This is a genomic window from Arthrobacter sp. alpha11c, assembly GCF_054149985.1.
Genome location: NZ_CP196747.1, coordinates 2,959,214 through 2,972,965, shown reverse-complemented (window position 1 = coordinate 2,972,965; position 13,752 = coordinate 2,959,214). Strand labels below are relative to the sequence as shown.

The 13,752-nt window shown below is 62.1% G+C and carries 15 protein-coding genes; 7 read left to right on the top strand and 8 right to left on the bottom strand.

What is annotated here, in order from left to right; translation table 11 throughout:
- The first annotated feature begins 144 nt into the window (after positions 1-144).
- Positions 145-3,312, top strand: coding sequence for a S8 family serine peptidase (locus tag ACTAQJ_RS13455; protein WP_498696789.1), 3,168 nt, complete (start codon positions 145-147; stop codon positions 3,310-3,312).
- Between the two features lie 62 nt (positions 3,313-3,374).
- Here ACTAQJ_RS13455 and ACTAQJ_RS13450 read toward each other — a convergent pair whose 3' ends face one another.
- From ACTAQJ_RS13450 to ACTAQJ_RS13435, 4 genes are all read right to left on the bottom strand, one after another.
- Positions 3,375-3,764, bottom strand: coding sequence for a serine protease inhibitor (locus ACTAQJ_RS13450; RefSeq protein ID WP_498696788.1), 390 nt, complete (start codon positions 3,762-3,764; stop codon positions 3,375-3,377).
- A gap of 64 nt (positions 3,765-3,828) precedes the next feature.
- On the bottom strand, positions 3,829-4,695 hold the full coding sequence (locus ACTAQJ_RS13445) for a 3-methyladenine DNA glycosylase (protein ID WP_431120102.1): 867 nt from the start codon (positions 4,693-4,695) through the stop codon (positions 3,829-3,831).
- A gap of 34 nt (positions 4,696-4,729) precedes the next feature.
- Positions 4,730-5,365 (bottom strand): serine protease inhibitor, encoded by a 636-nt coding sequence (locus ACTAQJ_RS13440; RefSeq protein ID WP_498696786.1) that lies wholly within the window; start codon positions 5,363-5,365, stop codon positions 4,730-4,732.
- 22 nt (positions 5,366-5,387) lie between these two features.
- Positions 5,388-5,654, bottom strand: coding sequence for a helix-turn-helix domain-containing protein (locus ACTAQJ_RS13435; protein ID WP_498696784.1), 267 nt, complete (start codon positions 5,652-5,654; stop codon positions 5,388-5,390).
- Positions 5,655-5,720: 66 nt separating this feature from the next.
- Here ACTAQJ_RS13435 and map point away from each other — a divergent pair, with 66 nt between their 5' ends.
- Positions 5,721-6,491, top strand: coding sequence for a type I methionyl aminopeptidase (gene map, locus ACTAQJ_RS13430; RefSeq protein WP_498696782.1), 771 nt, complete (start codon positions 5,721-5,723; stop codon positions 6,489-6,491).
- 54 nt (positions 6,492-6,545) lie between these two features.
- Here the strand turns inward: map and ACTAQJ_RS13425 are convergent, their stop codons facing one another.
- Entirely contained in the window at positions 6,546-7,034 is a 489-nt protein-coding gene (locus tag ACTAQJ_RS13425; RefSeq protein ID WP_498696780.1) for a MarR family winged helix-turn-helix transcriptional regulator, read from the bottom strand.
- 86 nt (positions 7,035-7,120) lie between these two features.
- Between ACTAQJ_RS13425 and ACTAQJ_RS13420 the strand changes: the two genes are divergently transcribed.
- From ACTAQJ_RS13420 to ACTAQJ_RS13405, 4 genes are all read left to right on the top strand, one after another.
- Positions 7,121-7,345 carry a hypothetical protein gene (locus ACTAQJ_RS13420; protein ID WP_498696778.1) on the top strand — a complete coding sequence of 75 codons (225 nt, stop codon included), beginning with the start codon at positions 7,121-7,123 and terminating at the stop codon, positions 7,343-7,345.
- 121 nt (positions 7,346-7,466) lie between these two features.
- Complete coding sequence (locus tag ACTAQJ_RS13415) at positions 7,467-7,697, top strand: hypothetical protein (RefSeq protein WP_431118115.1); 231 nt, start codon at positions 7,467-7,469, stop codon at positions 7,695-7,697.
- 206 nt (positions 7,698-7,903) lie between these two features.
- Positions 7,904-8,263, top strand: coding sequence for a LapA family protein (locus ACTAQJ_RS13410; protein ID WP_498696775.1), 360 nt, complete (start codon positions 7,904-7,906; stop codon positions 8,261-8,263).
- Positions 8,260-8,469 (top strand): hypothetical protein, encoded by a 210-nt coding sequence (locus ACTAQJ_RS13405; RefSeq protein WP_498696772.1) that lies wholly within the window; start codon positions 8,260-8,262, stop codon positions 8,467-8,469. The genes ACTAQJ_RS13410 and ACTAQJ_RS13405 overlap by 4 nt, the downstream gene beginning before the upstream one ends.
- Before the next feature lie 102 nt (positions 8,470-8,571).
- Here ACTAQJ_RS13405 and ACTAQJ_RS13400 read toward each other — a convergent pair whose 3' ends face one another.
- Both ACTAQJ_RS13400 and ACTAQJ_RS13395 read right to left on the bottom strand, forming a co-directional pair.
- A complete protein-coding gene (locus tag ACTAQJ_RS13400; protein ID WP_498696769.1) occupies positions 8,572-8,871 on the bottom strand; it encodes a DUF4193 domain-containing protein in 300 nt (99 codons plus the stop codon).
- A gap of 157 nt (positions 8,872-9,028) precedes the next feature.
- Entirely contained in the window at positions 9,029-11,521 is a 2,493-nt protein-coding gene (locus ACTAQJ_RS13395) for a beta-glucosidase (RefSeq protein WP_498696765.1), read from the bottom strand.
- Between the two features lie 140 nt (positions 11,522-11,661).
- Here ACTAQJ_RS13395 and ACTAQJ_RS13390 point away from each other — a divergent pair, with 140 nt between their 5' ends.
- The gene (locus ACTAQJ_RS13390) at positions 11,662-12,261 is read left to right on the top strand and encodes a TetR/AcrR family transcriptional regulator (protein WP_431118122.1); all 600 of its coding nucleotides are present in this window, start codon (positions 11,662-11,664) and stop codon (positions 12,259-12,261) included.
- A 92-nt stretch (positions 12,262-12,353) separates the two neighbouring features.
- Here the strand turns inward: ACTAQJ_RS13390 and ACTAQJ_RS13385 are convergent, their stop codons facing one another.
- Positions 12,354-13,700: an aspartate kinase gene (locus ACTAQJ_RS13385; RefSeq protein WP_431118123.1), complete on the bottom strand. Its 1,347-nt coding sequence runs from the start codon at positions 13,698-13,700 to the stop codon at positions 12,354-12,356.
- Positions 13,701-13,752: the final 52 nt, after the last annotated feature.

The following is a 13,752-nucleotide window of genomic DNA, read 5'->3' as shown; positions in this document are numbered from 1 at the left end:
TGTCATATTTTGCTATCAGTCTGTAATCTGTGACTCGACTGGTTGCGCATTTTTGACAAGAACTGTCACGAACGCAGCCATTCGCATGTTGACAGGCCTTGGCGATGGAGCCCGGGCCTCACTCAGTGAAAGGTGCTATCACTCGTGAAATCACAAGGAAAGAGCTTCGTCAGAAGCGGGGGGCTTCGAAAGGCAGCGGCTCTCGCCGTGGGCTTGCCGTTGCTGCTCTCTTCCGTGGCGTTGCCGGCCCAGGCAGCTCCCTCGCCGGAGACTGTGGCCGGAAATCAGGCAGGCGTGGCCAAGAAGAACCTTGACCCCAGCGCCTACAAGGACGGCCGATACATGGTTGTCCTGGCAGAAAAGCCTGCGGCCACTTACGACGGCGGTACGCCGGGCCTTGCGCCCACCAAGCCGGACGAGGGCAAGAAGCTCGAATCCGCCAGCGTGGAGGTGAAGGAATATCAGGAACACCTGCAACAGGCGCAGCAGGAAGTCGCGCAGCAGGAAAACGTCACCATTGAACGTGACTTCACCACCGCCGTTAACGGCTTCAGCGCCAACCTGACGGCAGAGCAGGCCATCAACCTGGCCAAGGACCCCAAGGTCTTGATGGTCGCACCGGACACACAGTACGCACCTGACTACTCCACCACTGATTTCCTGAAACTTAGCGGCCCCAACGGCACCTGGGCAACGCAATACGGAGGCCAGGAGAACGCCGGCAAGGGCACCGTTGTTGGTGTCATCGACACCGGATACACGCCCTCCAATCCCTTTTTCGCAGGCGAGCCCGTCGGCCCGCTGGTCGGAGACCCGCAGGTAGGCGTCCCGTACCGTACCGCTGACGGCAAGATCGCCATGCTGAAGGCAGACGGCGACACCTTCGTTGGCGAATGCCAGCCCGGGACGGACACAGGCGCCAGCTATGACGGCAGCGCCTGCAACTCCAAGGTCCTCAGCACCCACTACTTCGCGGATGGCTTCCTGGGAAGTGTTCCCCCGGAAAACCGTGCTCCCGAGGAAGTCATCTCCCCCGTGGACGTGGACAGCCACGGCACCCACACAGCAAGCACTGCGGCGGGCAACGGCAACGTCGACGCCGTGGTGGACGGCCGCAGCTTCGGCATCACCAGCGGCATCGCTCCTGCCGCCAAGCTCTCCATCTACAAGGTCTGCTGGGAAGACACGGATCCCACGACGGGCGGCTGCTACGGTTCCGCTTCGGTGGATGCCATTGAACAGGCCATCCTGGACGGCGTGGATGTGCTGAACTACTCCATCTCCGGTTCCACCACATCCACTACCGATCCCGTGTCGCTGGCTTTCCTTTCAGCCGCATCGGCCGGGATCTTCGTGGCCACCTCCGCCGGAAACTCCGGACCAACCGCCAGCACCGTGAACCACGGAGCACCCTGGCTGACCACTGTGGCTGCCACCTCCTTCTCGCAGGAACTGCAAGGCACCATCGAATTCTCCGATGGCAGCAAATTCCGCGGAGCGAGCATCATGAACCACGAGGTGAGCGGGGCCGGCGTCGTGCTTTCCACCAACGCTGCAAGCGGTGAAGGCAACGCAGCGCTGTGTGCTCCCGGCTCGCTGGATCCGGCCAAGGTATCCGGCAAGGTTGTTGTCTGTGACCGTGGCGTGGTTGACCGCACCGCGAAGAGCGCGGAGGTCCTTCGAGGCGGTGGCGTCGGAATGATCCTGGTAAACCTGACGGAGTCATCGCTGGACACGGACAAGCATGCTGTTCCCACTGTCCACGTGAACCCTCCCGCCACGCAGGCCATCAAGGACAAGGTGACGGCCAACCCCACCATCACTGTGTCCCTGCTGAACCACGACACCACCGGCCTGCCTGCCGAGGCGCAGCCGCAGATCGCCGGATTCTCGTCCCGCGGGCCGTTGCTGGCAACGGATTCAGACCTCCTGAAGCCCGACGTATCAGCACCCGGCGTCGCCATCCTCGCAGGTGTTTCGCCCATCGGAACCGGTGGAGACAACTTTGGCTTCCTGTCCGGAACGTCCATGGCTTCCCCGCACGTGGCTGGTTTCGGCGCCCTGATCCTGTCCAAAAACCCACAGTGGTCCCCGGCAACCGTGAAATCGGCCATGATGACCACAGCCGGTCCGGTGAAACTGGCCAACGGGGCCGTCAACAAGGATGTCTTCGCCACCGGCGCAGGCCAGGTGGATCCCGCAAAGGTCCTCAGCCCCGGCTTGGTCTACGACGCCACAACTGAGGACTACCTCAAATTCGTTCAGGGTACCGGCATGGACCTCGGCATTGCGGGACTGGGCTCGACGCTGCCGCGGGACATGAACGTTCCCTCGTTTGCGCTGGGCAACCTGGCCGGCAAGATCGAGGTCACGCGCACTGTTACCGCGCTGACGCCCGGTCTGTATCGCGCCTCCGTCAACGTTCCCGGCGTCAACGTCAAGGTCACCCCGTCCGTGCTGAACTTTGGCGCTGCGGGTGAAAAGAAGACGTTCAAGGTGCAGTTCGAGAACAACAATGCAGCCTTGGGTAAGTTCGCCATGGGATCACTGAGCTGGCAGGGCGCAAACAAGACCGTCACCTCGCCCATTGCCGTCCGTCCGCAGTCTGTCATCGCGGATAAGGCCATGGCATTCACGGGAACGGGCCCCAACGGCTCGGCAGCCATCAACATCGTCTCCGGCACCAACGCACCGGTGGGAGTCACGGTTGATGGCCTGTCCAAGGCGGATTCCTCAGCAGTTGAACTGGTTCCGGGCCCCTTTGCCGGTGAGACCAACGCCTCGAACTTCGTCAAGAAGGTGACGGTGGGGGAGAACAGTGCCTTGGCCAAGTTCTCGGTCATATCCTCCGACGAAGCCGCGGACTTCGACATGCTCGTGCTGACCCCGACGGGTCAGCAGCTCCCGTCCGCGACGGCCTCGGCCAGCGAATCCGTCACCGTGCCCGATCCCGAGCCGGGCGACTACTACGTTTTCGCCAACCTTTACGCGAGCCCCAACAATCAGCCCACCAAGGCAACAGTTGATGCCGCGGTCCTGGGGGCCAACGAGGGCAACGCCACGGTGACGCCCAACCCGATCCGCCTCGCCAACGGCAAGGCGGGCACCATCTCGCTGAACTGGACCAACCTGACGCCAGGCTCCTACATTGGACGCCTGACGTTCGAGGGCACCAGCGAGCCCAGCTTCGTCACGGTAGTGGTGAGTCCTGGCGGTGCCGCGGTTGTTCCGGATGACGAAAACCCGACGAAGGAAAAGAAGAGCAACAAGATCCGCGGAGACGAGCCAACGCAAAGCAATAACGCGAGCTAGCTCGTTCGAGGAATGTGTGGACAGCTGACGCCCTGTTAAGGGCGTCAGCTGCACACACAATGTCAGACCGCGCCGGTGGATCCTCCCGCGCCGCCCAGGAGTGGTGCCATGGCGCGCCAGCGTGCGATCTCGCAGCCATCGGTCCGGCTGAGCTTGCTGTGGACCTTCCGCCCACGGAACCAACCTGTCACAAGGGCCACCTGCGGGCCGCCGTACTGTTGCGTACAGATCCGGTCCGGACGCGGAACCGGGAAGAACACTTCCTCACCAAACTGCTCGACGGCGGCAAGGGCCGCGGTCGCGTCCGGAAGGTTCGAGTCGATCGAGTCCGGCTCCGGAGACAGAATGCCTTGTGCGGACCGCAAGAAGAACTCAGTGGGCGCGGCGCCAGGTGCCTCTGTCAGCGTGACGGTGAGGTCGACGTCGTACTCGCTGTTGTCGGGAGAAACCATGGTTACCTTTCGCTGGTGGCGGCGGGTGCTGGCGGCAGGAGTCCCGGGGGACCATCCCGCTCCTCTAAAGAAGCGGTTCGATTGCCTGAAGCACACGGGCCCGCAGCGTCTGGGATTCGGCCGCGAAAGCCCGCTGGTACTCAACGTACTCGGCCTTGCCCTGCGGTGTCTCGATCCTGATGGGCGGGTAGCCCCATTCTTCGAGGTCGTAAGGGGATGCCTGCATGTCCATGGTCCGGATCCGCCAAGACAGTTCGAAGCAGTCCATCACCAACTCGCTGGGCAGCGCCGGAGTCAGTTTGTAGGCCCACTTGTACAGGTCCATGTTGGCGTGCAGGCAGCCAGGTTGTTCCATGGTGCGCTGGTTCTCACGGGTGGGCGTGAGTTCGTTCAACGGAACGGCGTCCGGAGTGTAGAAGCGGAAGGCATCGAAGTGGGAACAGCGGATACGGTTCTGCTCCACCACGGTGTCAGTGCCGTCCCCGCCAAGCCGCAGTTTCAAGTACTCGTGCCGCAACTCGAATTTCTCCTGCCGGTACACCATGGCCCACTCATGGAGGCCGAAGCAGCCGAACTGACCCGGGCGCTTCGCGGTGCCTTTGAGGATAATACCGGCGAAACTGACGGCTTCGGCGCGTTGGGCCATGAAGCTGTCCCTGTCAAAGTTGACCGCGGGCGTACCAGGCGGCAGTCCGACGGCGGCGAGGTCGCCGTCGTCGAGCATGCGGTAGAACTTCCAGTTGGCGCGCTCAAGGGCACGCTCGCCACTTAGCACCACGCCGTCGCCGGGATGCCAGCGCAGCAATTGGCCGGGTTTCTGGGTGTAATACGTGAAGAGGAAGTCCTCCACGGGATGTTTCTTTCCTGCCGAGCGGCGGGCCAAATAGGGGTCGGCGTAGCGGGCGACGCGTGCATGATGGGCGGCCTCCATCCCGAGCCAGTGCTCTTGGGGGAGGTGCTGCGGCCTAAGCTGCTCCACCGCTGGAACCGATGATGGCGCTGGCCGCGTCCCACAAGGCAATTTGGCAACCGTCGGTGCGGCTGAAGGAAGCGGAGACTTCCATACCGTCAACGGCGCCGGTCACCTTGGCTGTTTGCGGACCGCCAAACTGTTGGATGCACTCTTGGTCGCTCCTAATGGGTGCGTGGCTTAGCAGCGAAGGGTTGTTCTTCAGTGCCGTGCAGGCCGCGTTCGCGGTGGGGTGTTTGCTTTCGGCCGCCGGGGCGCCGTTTACGCAGACGAGCGTGTAATTCTGCGGTGCTGCGCTGGCGGACTCCAGAACCGTGATGGAGAGTTCAGCGTTTCCCTGTCCTGGAGTGGGCTTCGCTCCCGGGAGGCTGGGGTCCGGTGCTGTGTCTTCGGGGCCGAGGGTTGTGGGCACTTGGGTGGGTGTTGGCTTGGAGGGCGTGGGGCTTGTTGGCACGGTGCTGTCGCCGGGACTGACGGACGACGCCGGCGCGGAGGCAGCGCTGCTCGACCCACCCGGGGCGGGGGTGCCCGAGCAGCCGGCCAGGCCAATGAGGGCCAGGACGGCTATGAGGGGCCGGACGCCTATGAGGGGCCGGACTCCTATGAGGGGGCGGACGAGGCGCGAGCGCATGGAATCTCCTTGGGCTGCCATTTTATGCCGGTGCGGCAATGCTTTCGGGCTGGCTGATCCCTGCCCACACCTCATCGAGGGACAGCCCGAGGACATCGGCGATCGCTGCGATGGTCTGGAATGCCGGGGTTGCCACACGTCCGGACTCAATCTTCCGGAGTGTCTCCGGGGAAACCTGGGCCTCAAGCGCAATTTCCAGCATGGAGCGCCCTCCGCGGGCGCGACGCAAAATGGCGCCGAGACGCTGTCCGCGCTCGACCTCTTCAGCTGTGAGTGGCAATCTGACCATGGCTCCAATTGTAATACCGGGATAATATGGCCGGGATAGTTATTGGTTGAATGGGAAAGGCGCCGCATGATCGAGATTCTGAACCGCACCGAACTGCATCGGGCAAAGGAGGCTGGTGCCCTGGTTGCCGACATTCTTCAGGCAATGAAAAGCCGCAGCGCCGTAGGCGTCAACCTCCTGGAGATCGATCAGTGGGCTCAAGCCATGATCATCGATGCCGGGGCCCAATCCTGCTACGTCGACTATTCGCCGTCCTTTGGGCGCGGCCCTTTTGGGCACTACATCTGCACGTCCGTCAACGACGCCGTCCTCCACGGGCTGCCTCACGACTACACACTTGCAGACGGCGACCTGGTGTCCCTGGACCTCGCCGTTTCCAAAAACGGGGTCGCCGCAGACTCTGCCATCAGCTTCATAGTGGGCGATTCAAAGCCCTCGGACAGCCTGGCAATGATCGACGCAACGCAGCGGGCCTTGAGCGCAGGGATAGCCGTGGCCGGACCCGGCGCCCGCATCGGTGATATCTCCCATGCCATAGGCTCGGTCCTCAGCGAAGCCGGATACCCGATCAATACCCAGTTCGGCGGTCATGGCATCGGATCGACGATGCACCAGGACCCGCATATCGCCAATACAGGGAGGCCGGGCCGTGGATACAAATTGCGCCCGGGACTACTGCTGGCGCTGGAGCCTTGGGTTATGGCGGACACCGCCGAGCTCGTTACCGATGACGACGGGTGGACGCTGAGAAGCGCCACAGGCTGCCGGACAGCCCACAGTGAGCACACGATAGCCATCACCGACGACGGGGCTGAGATTCTCACCTTGGCGCGCTGAGCCGGGACTCGGGCGGCGCTGCACTCGGTGCCCGTTGCGTTGGGTTGCCGCCAGCTAGTTTGCCGTCCGCTGGGTTGCCGCGATGAGGCCGGTCATGGCCTGGTGGAGTTCGGCCACGTCCTCGCGACTGAGTTGCAGGCGCTCCCGGATTGCATCAGGAACCGCCGTTGCCTGGTCCCGAAGCGCTGCTCCCTTTTCCGTCAGCTTGACGGCAAGCGCGCGCTCGTTGCCTGGCACGCGCTCGCGAGTGATGAGCTGCGCTTCCTCAAGCCGGCGCAGGAGTGGCGACAAAGTGGCGGGTTCGTGGAGGAGGCTATCGCTAATGTCCTTAAGTGTCCTGGGGCTCCGCTCCCAGAGTGCAAGCATCACAAGGTACTGCGGGTGTGTCAGCCCGAGCTGTTCGAGGACGGGCTTGTAGATACCCACCACGCTCCGGGAGGCAACTGTCAACGCGAAGCACAGCTGGCGTTCCAGAAGGAGGTCGTCAGTTTCGTTGGTCTGGCTAGTCTCATTGGTTTGGGTTGTCTCGCTGGTCTGGGTCATGGCTGCCTTCCCATCCGATTAGTTAGTACACTAATAGTTAGCGTACTATGAACTTGTTGAGCCGTCTAAAAGAGGAGTCGATCCGCGTGGCAAAGGAATCCTTTACCCAGAAGTTCATGCGCGCTACGGGAAAGCTGAGGGTCATCTTTGGCCCGGCACACAGCAGCTCCATCGATCACGAAATGACCGAGGCCAACCGCAGGCTCCTGGCCCAACGCGAAGCGGAGACCCAGCAATGGGAAACCGTTCGCCGCCCCGACGGCAGCACGTACGTGGTTCCCCGCAATCCGGACGATAAGTCGCTGCGCTAGAGCCTTTTCGCCGGTTGGGATCCCGCTCCTTTTCCGGCCCGCGGGCGTAAAATTGGCGTACTGGTACGGCATGCGCCGTCCTGCCGCTTTTCTCTCTCCCGTTGAAAGGAGGTGGAAGAACATGGGACGCAAGTTGGAAAACTTTCAGCACGTGACCGAGCGGCTGCAGTCCGTCTTCGGACCGGCAACCCATGGGGACACGGATGCCCCTGTTGTGCACAAACACGACGACTTCGAAACGGCTTCCGAGGAAGACTTGAAGAATTTCGACGTTGAGACCGATTCGGAAGGTCATCACTACGCTGTCCGGAACAACGATCCCGGGCCAACTTCAACTGACTACAGCGTGTGACCACCAGTAACTGTGACTAGTAGTAACTGTGACCGACAGCAACAACGGCACCCAAATACCGAAGGACCGGACCGCGAACTCCGGTCCTTCCTTATTCCGCTCCTTCCTGTCCGCCCACTGTTGAGCCACTTATAAGCATGCTTATTATATGAGTGCACGGACATGTGATGGGCACACATACGTTCTGGGAAATGAGGGGACTGTCAATGAGCGCTCAAGATGATGCCGCACTGGCCCGGGGAGGTTCTGGACGGGCGGATCACACACAGCGGCGGGTGGCACCGGGCAGTTCCCGGCCCACACGAACTGCTGCGATCTGGGTAGCCGTAGCTGTGGGCCTGGTGGTGTTGGTCCTGTTGATCGTGTTCTTCGTTCAGAACCAGGACATGGTCACCGTCCGGTTCTTCGGATTGGAAGGGGTGCTCGCCCTCGGCACCACGCTGTTCATCGCAGCTGTTGGAGGAGGCGTGCTGGTGGCGCTTGCCGGCGGTGCGCGGATCCTTCAACTCAGGGTGAGCAACCATCGGCGCCAGAAGATGATCGGCGGACAAGGAGGCGGGCTATGACGGACACTCCGCTGGAGGACGACAAGTCGCCGGACCGGCCTGCTCCAGAGGATGGCAGGGAGGCCGCCGGCCTCCTTGGTGATGCTCTTTCCCCGGTGGTCGCACCTGAATACACCGACGAGGAGCGACTATCCGAGCCCGATAAGTCCCACCCCGATAAGTCCCAGCCCGACAAGGAGAGCGCGGACGAAGCAGGCGACAAGTAGTTAATTGCGGAAGGACCGGAGCGTGTGCTCCGGTCCTTCCGCAATTAATCCCGACGGCGGCACTCCCTGACGATTCATGTTCCGCCGGGGTGGTGGTCGTCTTTAGCCTTCGCAGTCAGTGCAGTAGGCGACGCCATCCTTTTCGCGTGCAATCTGCGAACGGTGGCGGACCAGGAAGCACGAGTGACAAGTGAACTCGTCGTTTGCCTGGGGAATGACCTGGATAATGAGTTCTTCAGCGACGATTTCGCCGCCGGGACCGTTGGCGTCCAGGCCGTCAGTTTCGTCGAGTTCAAGAACGACGCTCTTGGCCGTGGGGGCGCTGGCGGACTGGAGCGCCTGGAGGGACTGCTCCTGGTTCTCTTTTACATCGGTACGGAGTTCGTCGTAGTCGGCTGCCACTTTTTGATGCCTCTTCGTGTTAGGGGGTTACCGGGTATGCAACGTACAGCATGCCATGAAAATTCCATACCATACCCCAGATTCGGCGCTTGTGGCGAAAACCACGTGCGTGGCGGCCCAAAAAAGGCCGCCACGCCGCGCCAATTGCCCTCTATTATTACCGCACCTCGATGTCCAGAGTCTGGAAGCTGTCCGAAACATGGCGACCCACCAGCATCCGGAAGCTTCCACGCTCAAACTGCCAGCCGCCGTCGTAGTGCGCAAAAGCCTTTGCCGGGATGCGGACTTCAACGCTGTCAGTCCCCGCTGGTGCAAGGTGGGTTCCTGCGTAGCCTGCAAGCCAACGGACCGGGCGTTCCACGGCGGAATCGGTGCGCTCGAGGTAGACCTGAACCACTTCACGTCCCGTACGCGTGCCGGTGTTCTTCACCGCTACGTGCACAACCACATCGTTGCCGGCCGTGACGGACTGCGGTGTGTGGGCGGTGCCAAACTCGAAAGTCGTATATCCAAGTCCGAAGCCGAAAGGCAGCGCCGGAGCAGGGGCGCCGGAGCGTTGCTGCTTGAGCCACGCCCGGTAGCCCACGTGAATTCCCTCGGAGTAGACCACTTTGCCGTCCACGGGGGTGGTGTTCAGGACCGGGACATCTTCAAGGGCTGCCGGCCACGTTGTAGGGAGCCGGCCGCCAGGTTCCTCGGCGCCAAGCAGGATGTCTGCAATCGCGTTGCCGAACTCCTGTCCACCGAACCAGCCCAGCAGCACCGCGTTTACCTTCTCGAGCCATGGCATCACCACTGGTGAACCGGAGTTCACAACCACTACCGTGCGTGGATTGACCGCGGCGACAGCCTCCACGAGTTGGTTCTGGAACCCGGGGAGGTCCAGGTCCTTACGGTCAAAGCCCTCTGATTCGATGGCGGCATTTGTTCCGACCACCACCACAGCTACATCGGAAACACGGGCGACTTCCACTGCGGCGTCGATCTCCGCCTGAGGATCCGCCACCACGGTTTCTTCGCCCAGCAGGATTGCCGTGAACGGGATGATCTGTTCCTTGGGCAGACGGTATTCGGCCTCGATACGCACCAACTGGCCGGCCGCGGTCTCTATTGCGTGAACAGTCTTGGGCGGATCGAACAGCGCAGCACCCAGGACGTCGGTGTCGTCCTGGATCTCGTCGTTGAAGACTTCTGCTCCATCCAATGAGAGACGGATGTGCCCCACTGTGCCCACTCCGAGGTGGTGGACACCTGCAGAATCGGCTGTCCAATCGGTTTCCATCCGGATGGTGGCAGCGCCTTCCGGGATGCCGATGCCGAACCAGATCAAGTGTGACGCCAGGCGGTTTTCGCCCGAGATCTCCGTGCCGTCTTCTGCGAGGAACGTCACGCGGATCCCCGGGACGTTGGAGACCGGATTGTGCAGTGAAGTCCGGGGGAACGCCTGAAGCCCCTCGGCCACTTTGGCGCCACGCGCGTACGTGACACGGACGCCGTCGGGCAGTGCATTCCGCAGCCCCTCCAGTGGCGAGACTGTGTACCTGGGCATCACGGTGGCGCTTCCGCCGCCCTGCGTTCTTGCCTCTTCAGCATTGTGACCGATCACCGCAACGCTGTTCAGCGTCGCGGCGTCCAGCGGCAGGATGCCGCCTTCGTTGCGGACCAGCACGGCGCCGCGGACGGCAACTTCACGCGCGACGGCGGCCCCGTCCAGTTTGGCGGGGAGCTCAGTGGCCGCGGGCTCGAAGCCTTCGAGGGAGCCGACGCGGGCAGCGAGGCGCAGGATGCGGGTGACCTTTTCCAGGATGGCCTCCCGGCTGACGCGGCCATCGTTGACGGCGGCCAGAAGCTTGGGTCCCCAATGGCCTACAGGCCCCGGCATTTCCAAGTCCTGGTGGGCATTTGCGGCATCGACGGAACGCACACCCGTCCAGTCGGAGACCACTACGCCGTCGAAGCCCCATTCCGTGGAGAGCGGGGTCTCAAGCAGCTTGTTTTCGCTCGCCGTAGTGCCGTTGATGGAGTTGTACGAGCTCATGACCAGCCAGGCCCGAGCCTCCGTGATGGCGTCTTCGAACGCTGCCAGGTAGAGCTCCCGCAGCGGGCGTTCGTCCACTACCGAGTCGGAAGTGAAGCGTTCCGTCTCGGCCTCGTTGGCCAGGTAGTGCTTGGGAGTCGCCCCTACGCCCATGGACTGCACTCCGGCAACGTACCCGGCGGCCATGGTCGCTGTGAGCCGCGGATCCTCGCTCATGCATTCGAAATGACGGCCGCCCAAGGGTGAACGATGGAGGTTGATGGTGGGGCCGAGTACGGCGTGGACGCCCTTGCGGCGGGCTTCCTGACCGAGAACCTGCCCGTAGCGGCGAGCAGTTTCAACGCTCCACGTTGCGGACAGGGCCGACGACGACGGGAGGGAGATTGAGTCGTGGCGCTCGTCGAAGTCTTCGCCGCGGACGCCCGCAGGCCCGTCGGACAGGACGACGCGACTGAGTCCAATTTCAGGGATGGCGTGGGTGGACCAGACATCCGCTCCCGTCAGTAGTTGGATCTGCTGCTCCAGGGAGAGGCTCTGTGCGAGCTCCCGGATGCGCTCTTCGGCGTCGGAGACGCCTGTTGCCAGGACTGCTTGCGAGAGTGAGGGGTTCATTTACTTGACTCCTGATGAACTCAACGACCCACCGTTGGGTCTTATCAGGAGACTTTAGCGACAAAAATCGAGTGTGACTAGATTTTCAGGTAATAAATCTAGGGTGACTTGGTTTTTGATGGGTGAAATAGACTGACTCAATGTCTACTTCCAAGGCCCGCGGGCAATACGCGAAGGGTGCGGAACGCCGCGAACAGATCATCCAGACGGCGACGGACGTCTTTGCGACCGAAGGTTTCGAAGGGACTGCGCTCAAGCGCGTGGCGGAACTCGTTGGGGTCAAGGAAGCCACCCTCTTCCACTACTTCAAGGGCAAGCAGGAACTCCTCACCGCAGTCCTGGCAGAGCGCGACCGGCGGTCCATAGCAGTGGTCGGCCAGGAAGAAGTGGGGCTTAGCCTCATGCCGCCGATCGCCGAGCGGAACCGGCACGAGCCAGGGCTGACCACCCTGTACGCTGTCGCATCGGCCACAGCCAATGATCCCGGACATGACTCCCACGGTTACTTCAAAGAGCGGTACGAAAACGTGGTGCAAGGCATTAGTGAAGACATCGCCCGCCGGCAGCAAACCGGTGAAGTCCGGAGCGACGTTGACGCAGCCATTCTGTCCAGATTGGTTGTTGCGGCGTTCGATGGCCTGCAGTTGCAGTGGCTCTATGACAAAGACGTGGACATGGCGGAGGGACTAAGGCAGCTCATCGACGTCCTGCTGGCTCCGGCGGAGCGTATCAAAGGCTAACGAAAAGAAGGACCGGGGCGCGTGCCCCGGTCCTTCCTGGTAAACCTCGACGGCGGTACTCGCCGTCGTCGGGTTCGTTTACTACGGTGACACTAGCGGCCGGTGCCGCCATAAACGGTAGCTTCAGCATCGCCGTCGAGCTCGAATGCAGCGTGGATGGCGCGGACGGCGTCATCCAGGGCATCTGCACTCGTGACAACCGAGATGCGGATTTCCGAGGTGGAGATCATATCGATGTTGATGCCGGCGTCGGAGAGGGCCTTGAAGAACGTTGCCGAAACGCCGGGGTGTGAACGCATTCCCGCGCCGATCAGGGACAGCTTGCCAACGTGCTCGTTGTATTCGATGCTCTCGAAGCCGATCTGGCCTTCAGCTGCGCGCAGGGCGGCCAAAGCATCGGCGCCTTCCACGATTGGGAGCGTGAACGAGATATCAGTGCGGCCCGTGCCGTGGGTGGACACGTTCTGCACGATCATGTCGATGTTCGAGTGCGCGTCCGCGATCACCTGGAAGATTGCAGCGGCCTTGCCCGGAATGTCCGGAACGCCTACAACGGTGACCTTGGCTTCGGACCGGTCGTGTGCAACGCCGGAGATGATTGGCTGCTCCAAGGCAACTCCCTCTTGAATCGTGAACTTTTCTTCGGCGCCCGGGATGACCCACGTGCCTTCGTGCTGGCTGAATGAGGAACGGACGTGCAGCGGCACGCCGAAACGGCGGGCGTACTCGACGCACCTGAGGTGCAGGATCTTGGCGCCGGAAGCAGCGAGTTCCAGCATTTCCTCGCTGGAGATGCGGTCGATCTTCTGGGCCGACGAGACAACACGGGGATCGGCTGTGTAGATGCCATCCACGTCGGTGTAAATCTCGCATACATCGGCTTCGAGCGCTGCAGCCAGCGCGACAGCCGTAGTGTCGGAGCCGCCACGGCCCAGCGTAGTGATCTCGTTGGTGCTGCGGCTCATGCCTTGGAAGCCCGCCACGATCGCAATGTGTCCCTTGTCCAGGGCGGTGCGGATGCGGTGCGGGTCGACGTCAATAATCCGGGCTTTACCGTGGATGCCGTCGGTAATCATGCCTGCCTGGGAGCCCGTGAAGGACTGGGCGGAGGCGCCAAACTTGTTGATGGCCATGGCAAGCAGTGCCATGGAAATTCGCTCTCCGGCGGAAAGGAGCATGTCCATTTCGCGGGCAGGAGCGGAGTCCGTGACCTGCCCTGCGAGGTCCAGGAGTTCGTCTGTGGTGTCTCCCATGGCGGAAACAACAACCACAACCTCGTTGCCGGCCTTCTGCGCATCCACAACACGCTGAGCGACCCGCTTGATGCCATCAGCATCGGCAACCGAGGAACCGCCGAACTTCTGAACGATCAGCTGCTTGGTAATGGCAGCTCCGTCGGAGAGCTCTTCGATCTTCACTTCGGTAGTGGGCATAGTCATGCGCGCACCCTCACTGCATCAATAGGGTTCGAACGCGGCATACCAAATTCCA

Bases quoted from the DNA above. Each gene is read 5' to 3' on its own strand.
- ACTAQJ_RS13435 (WP_498696784.1), bottom strand. From the start codon at position 5,654: ATGGTCAGATTGCCACTCACAGCTGAAGAGGTCGAGCGCGGACAGCGT.
- ACTAQJ_RS13390 (WP_431118122.1), top strand. From the start codon at position 11,662: ATGTCTACTTCCAAGGCCCGCGGGCAATACGCGAAGGGTGCGGAACGC.
- map (WP_498696782.1), top strand. From the start codon at position 5,721: ATGATCGAGATTCTGAACCGCACCGAACTGCATCGGGCAAAGGAGGCT.
- ACTAQJ_RS13450 (WP_498696788.1), bottom strand. From the start codon at position 3,764: ATGGTTTCTCCCGACAACAGCGAGTACGACGTCGACCTCACCGTCACG.
- ACTAQJ_RS13425 (WP_498696780.1), bottom strand. From the start codon at position 7,034: ATGACCCAGACCAGCGAGACAACCCAAACCAATGAGACTAGCCAGACC.
- ACTAQJ_RS13440 (WP_498696786.1), bottom strand. From the start codon at position 5,365: ATGCGCTCGCGCCTCGTCCGCCCCCTCATAGGAGTCCGGCCCCTCATA.
- ACTAQJ_RS13405 (WP_498696772.1), top strand. From the start codon at position 8,260: ATGACGGACACTCCGCTGGAGGACGACAAGTCGCCGGACCGGCCTGCT.
- ACTAQJ_RS13385 (WP_431118123.1), bottom strand. From the start codon at position 13,700: ATGACTATGCCCACTACCGAAGTGAAGATCGAAGAGCTCTCCGACGGA.
- ACTAQJ_RS13395 (WP_498696765.1), bottom strand. From the start codon at position 11,521: ATGAACCCCTCACTCTCGCAAGCAGTCCTGGCAACAGGCGTCTCCGAC.
- ACTAQJ_RS13410 (WP_498696775.1), top strand. From the start codon at position 7,904: ATGAGCGCTCAAGATGATGCCGCACTGGCCCGGGGAGGTTCTGGACGG.
- ACTAQJ_RS13415 (WP_431118115.1), top strand. From the start codon at position 7,467: ATGGGACGCAAGTTGGAAAACTTTCAGCACGTGACCGAGCGGCTGCAG.
- ACTAQJ_RS13445 (WP_431120102.1), bottom strand. From the start codon at position 4,695: ATGGAGGCCGCCCATCATGCACGCGTCGCCCGCTACGCCGACCCCTAT.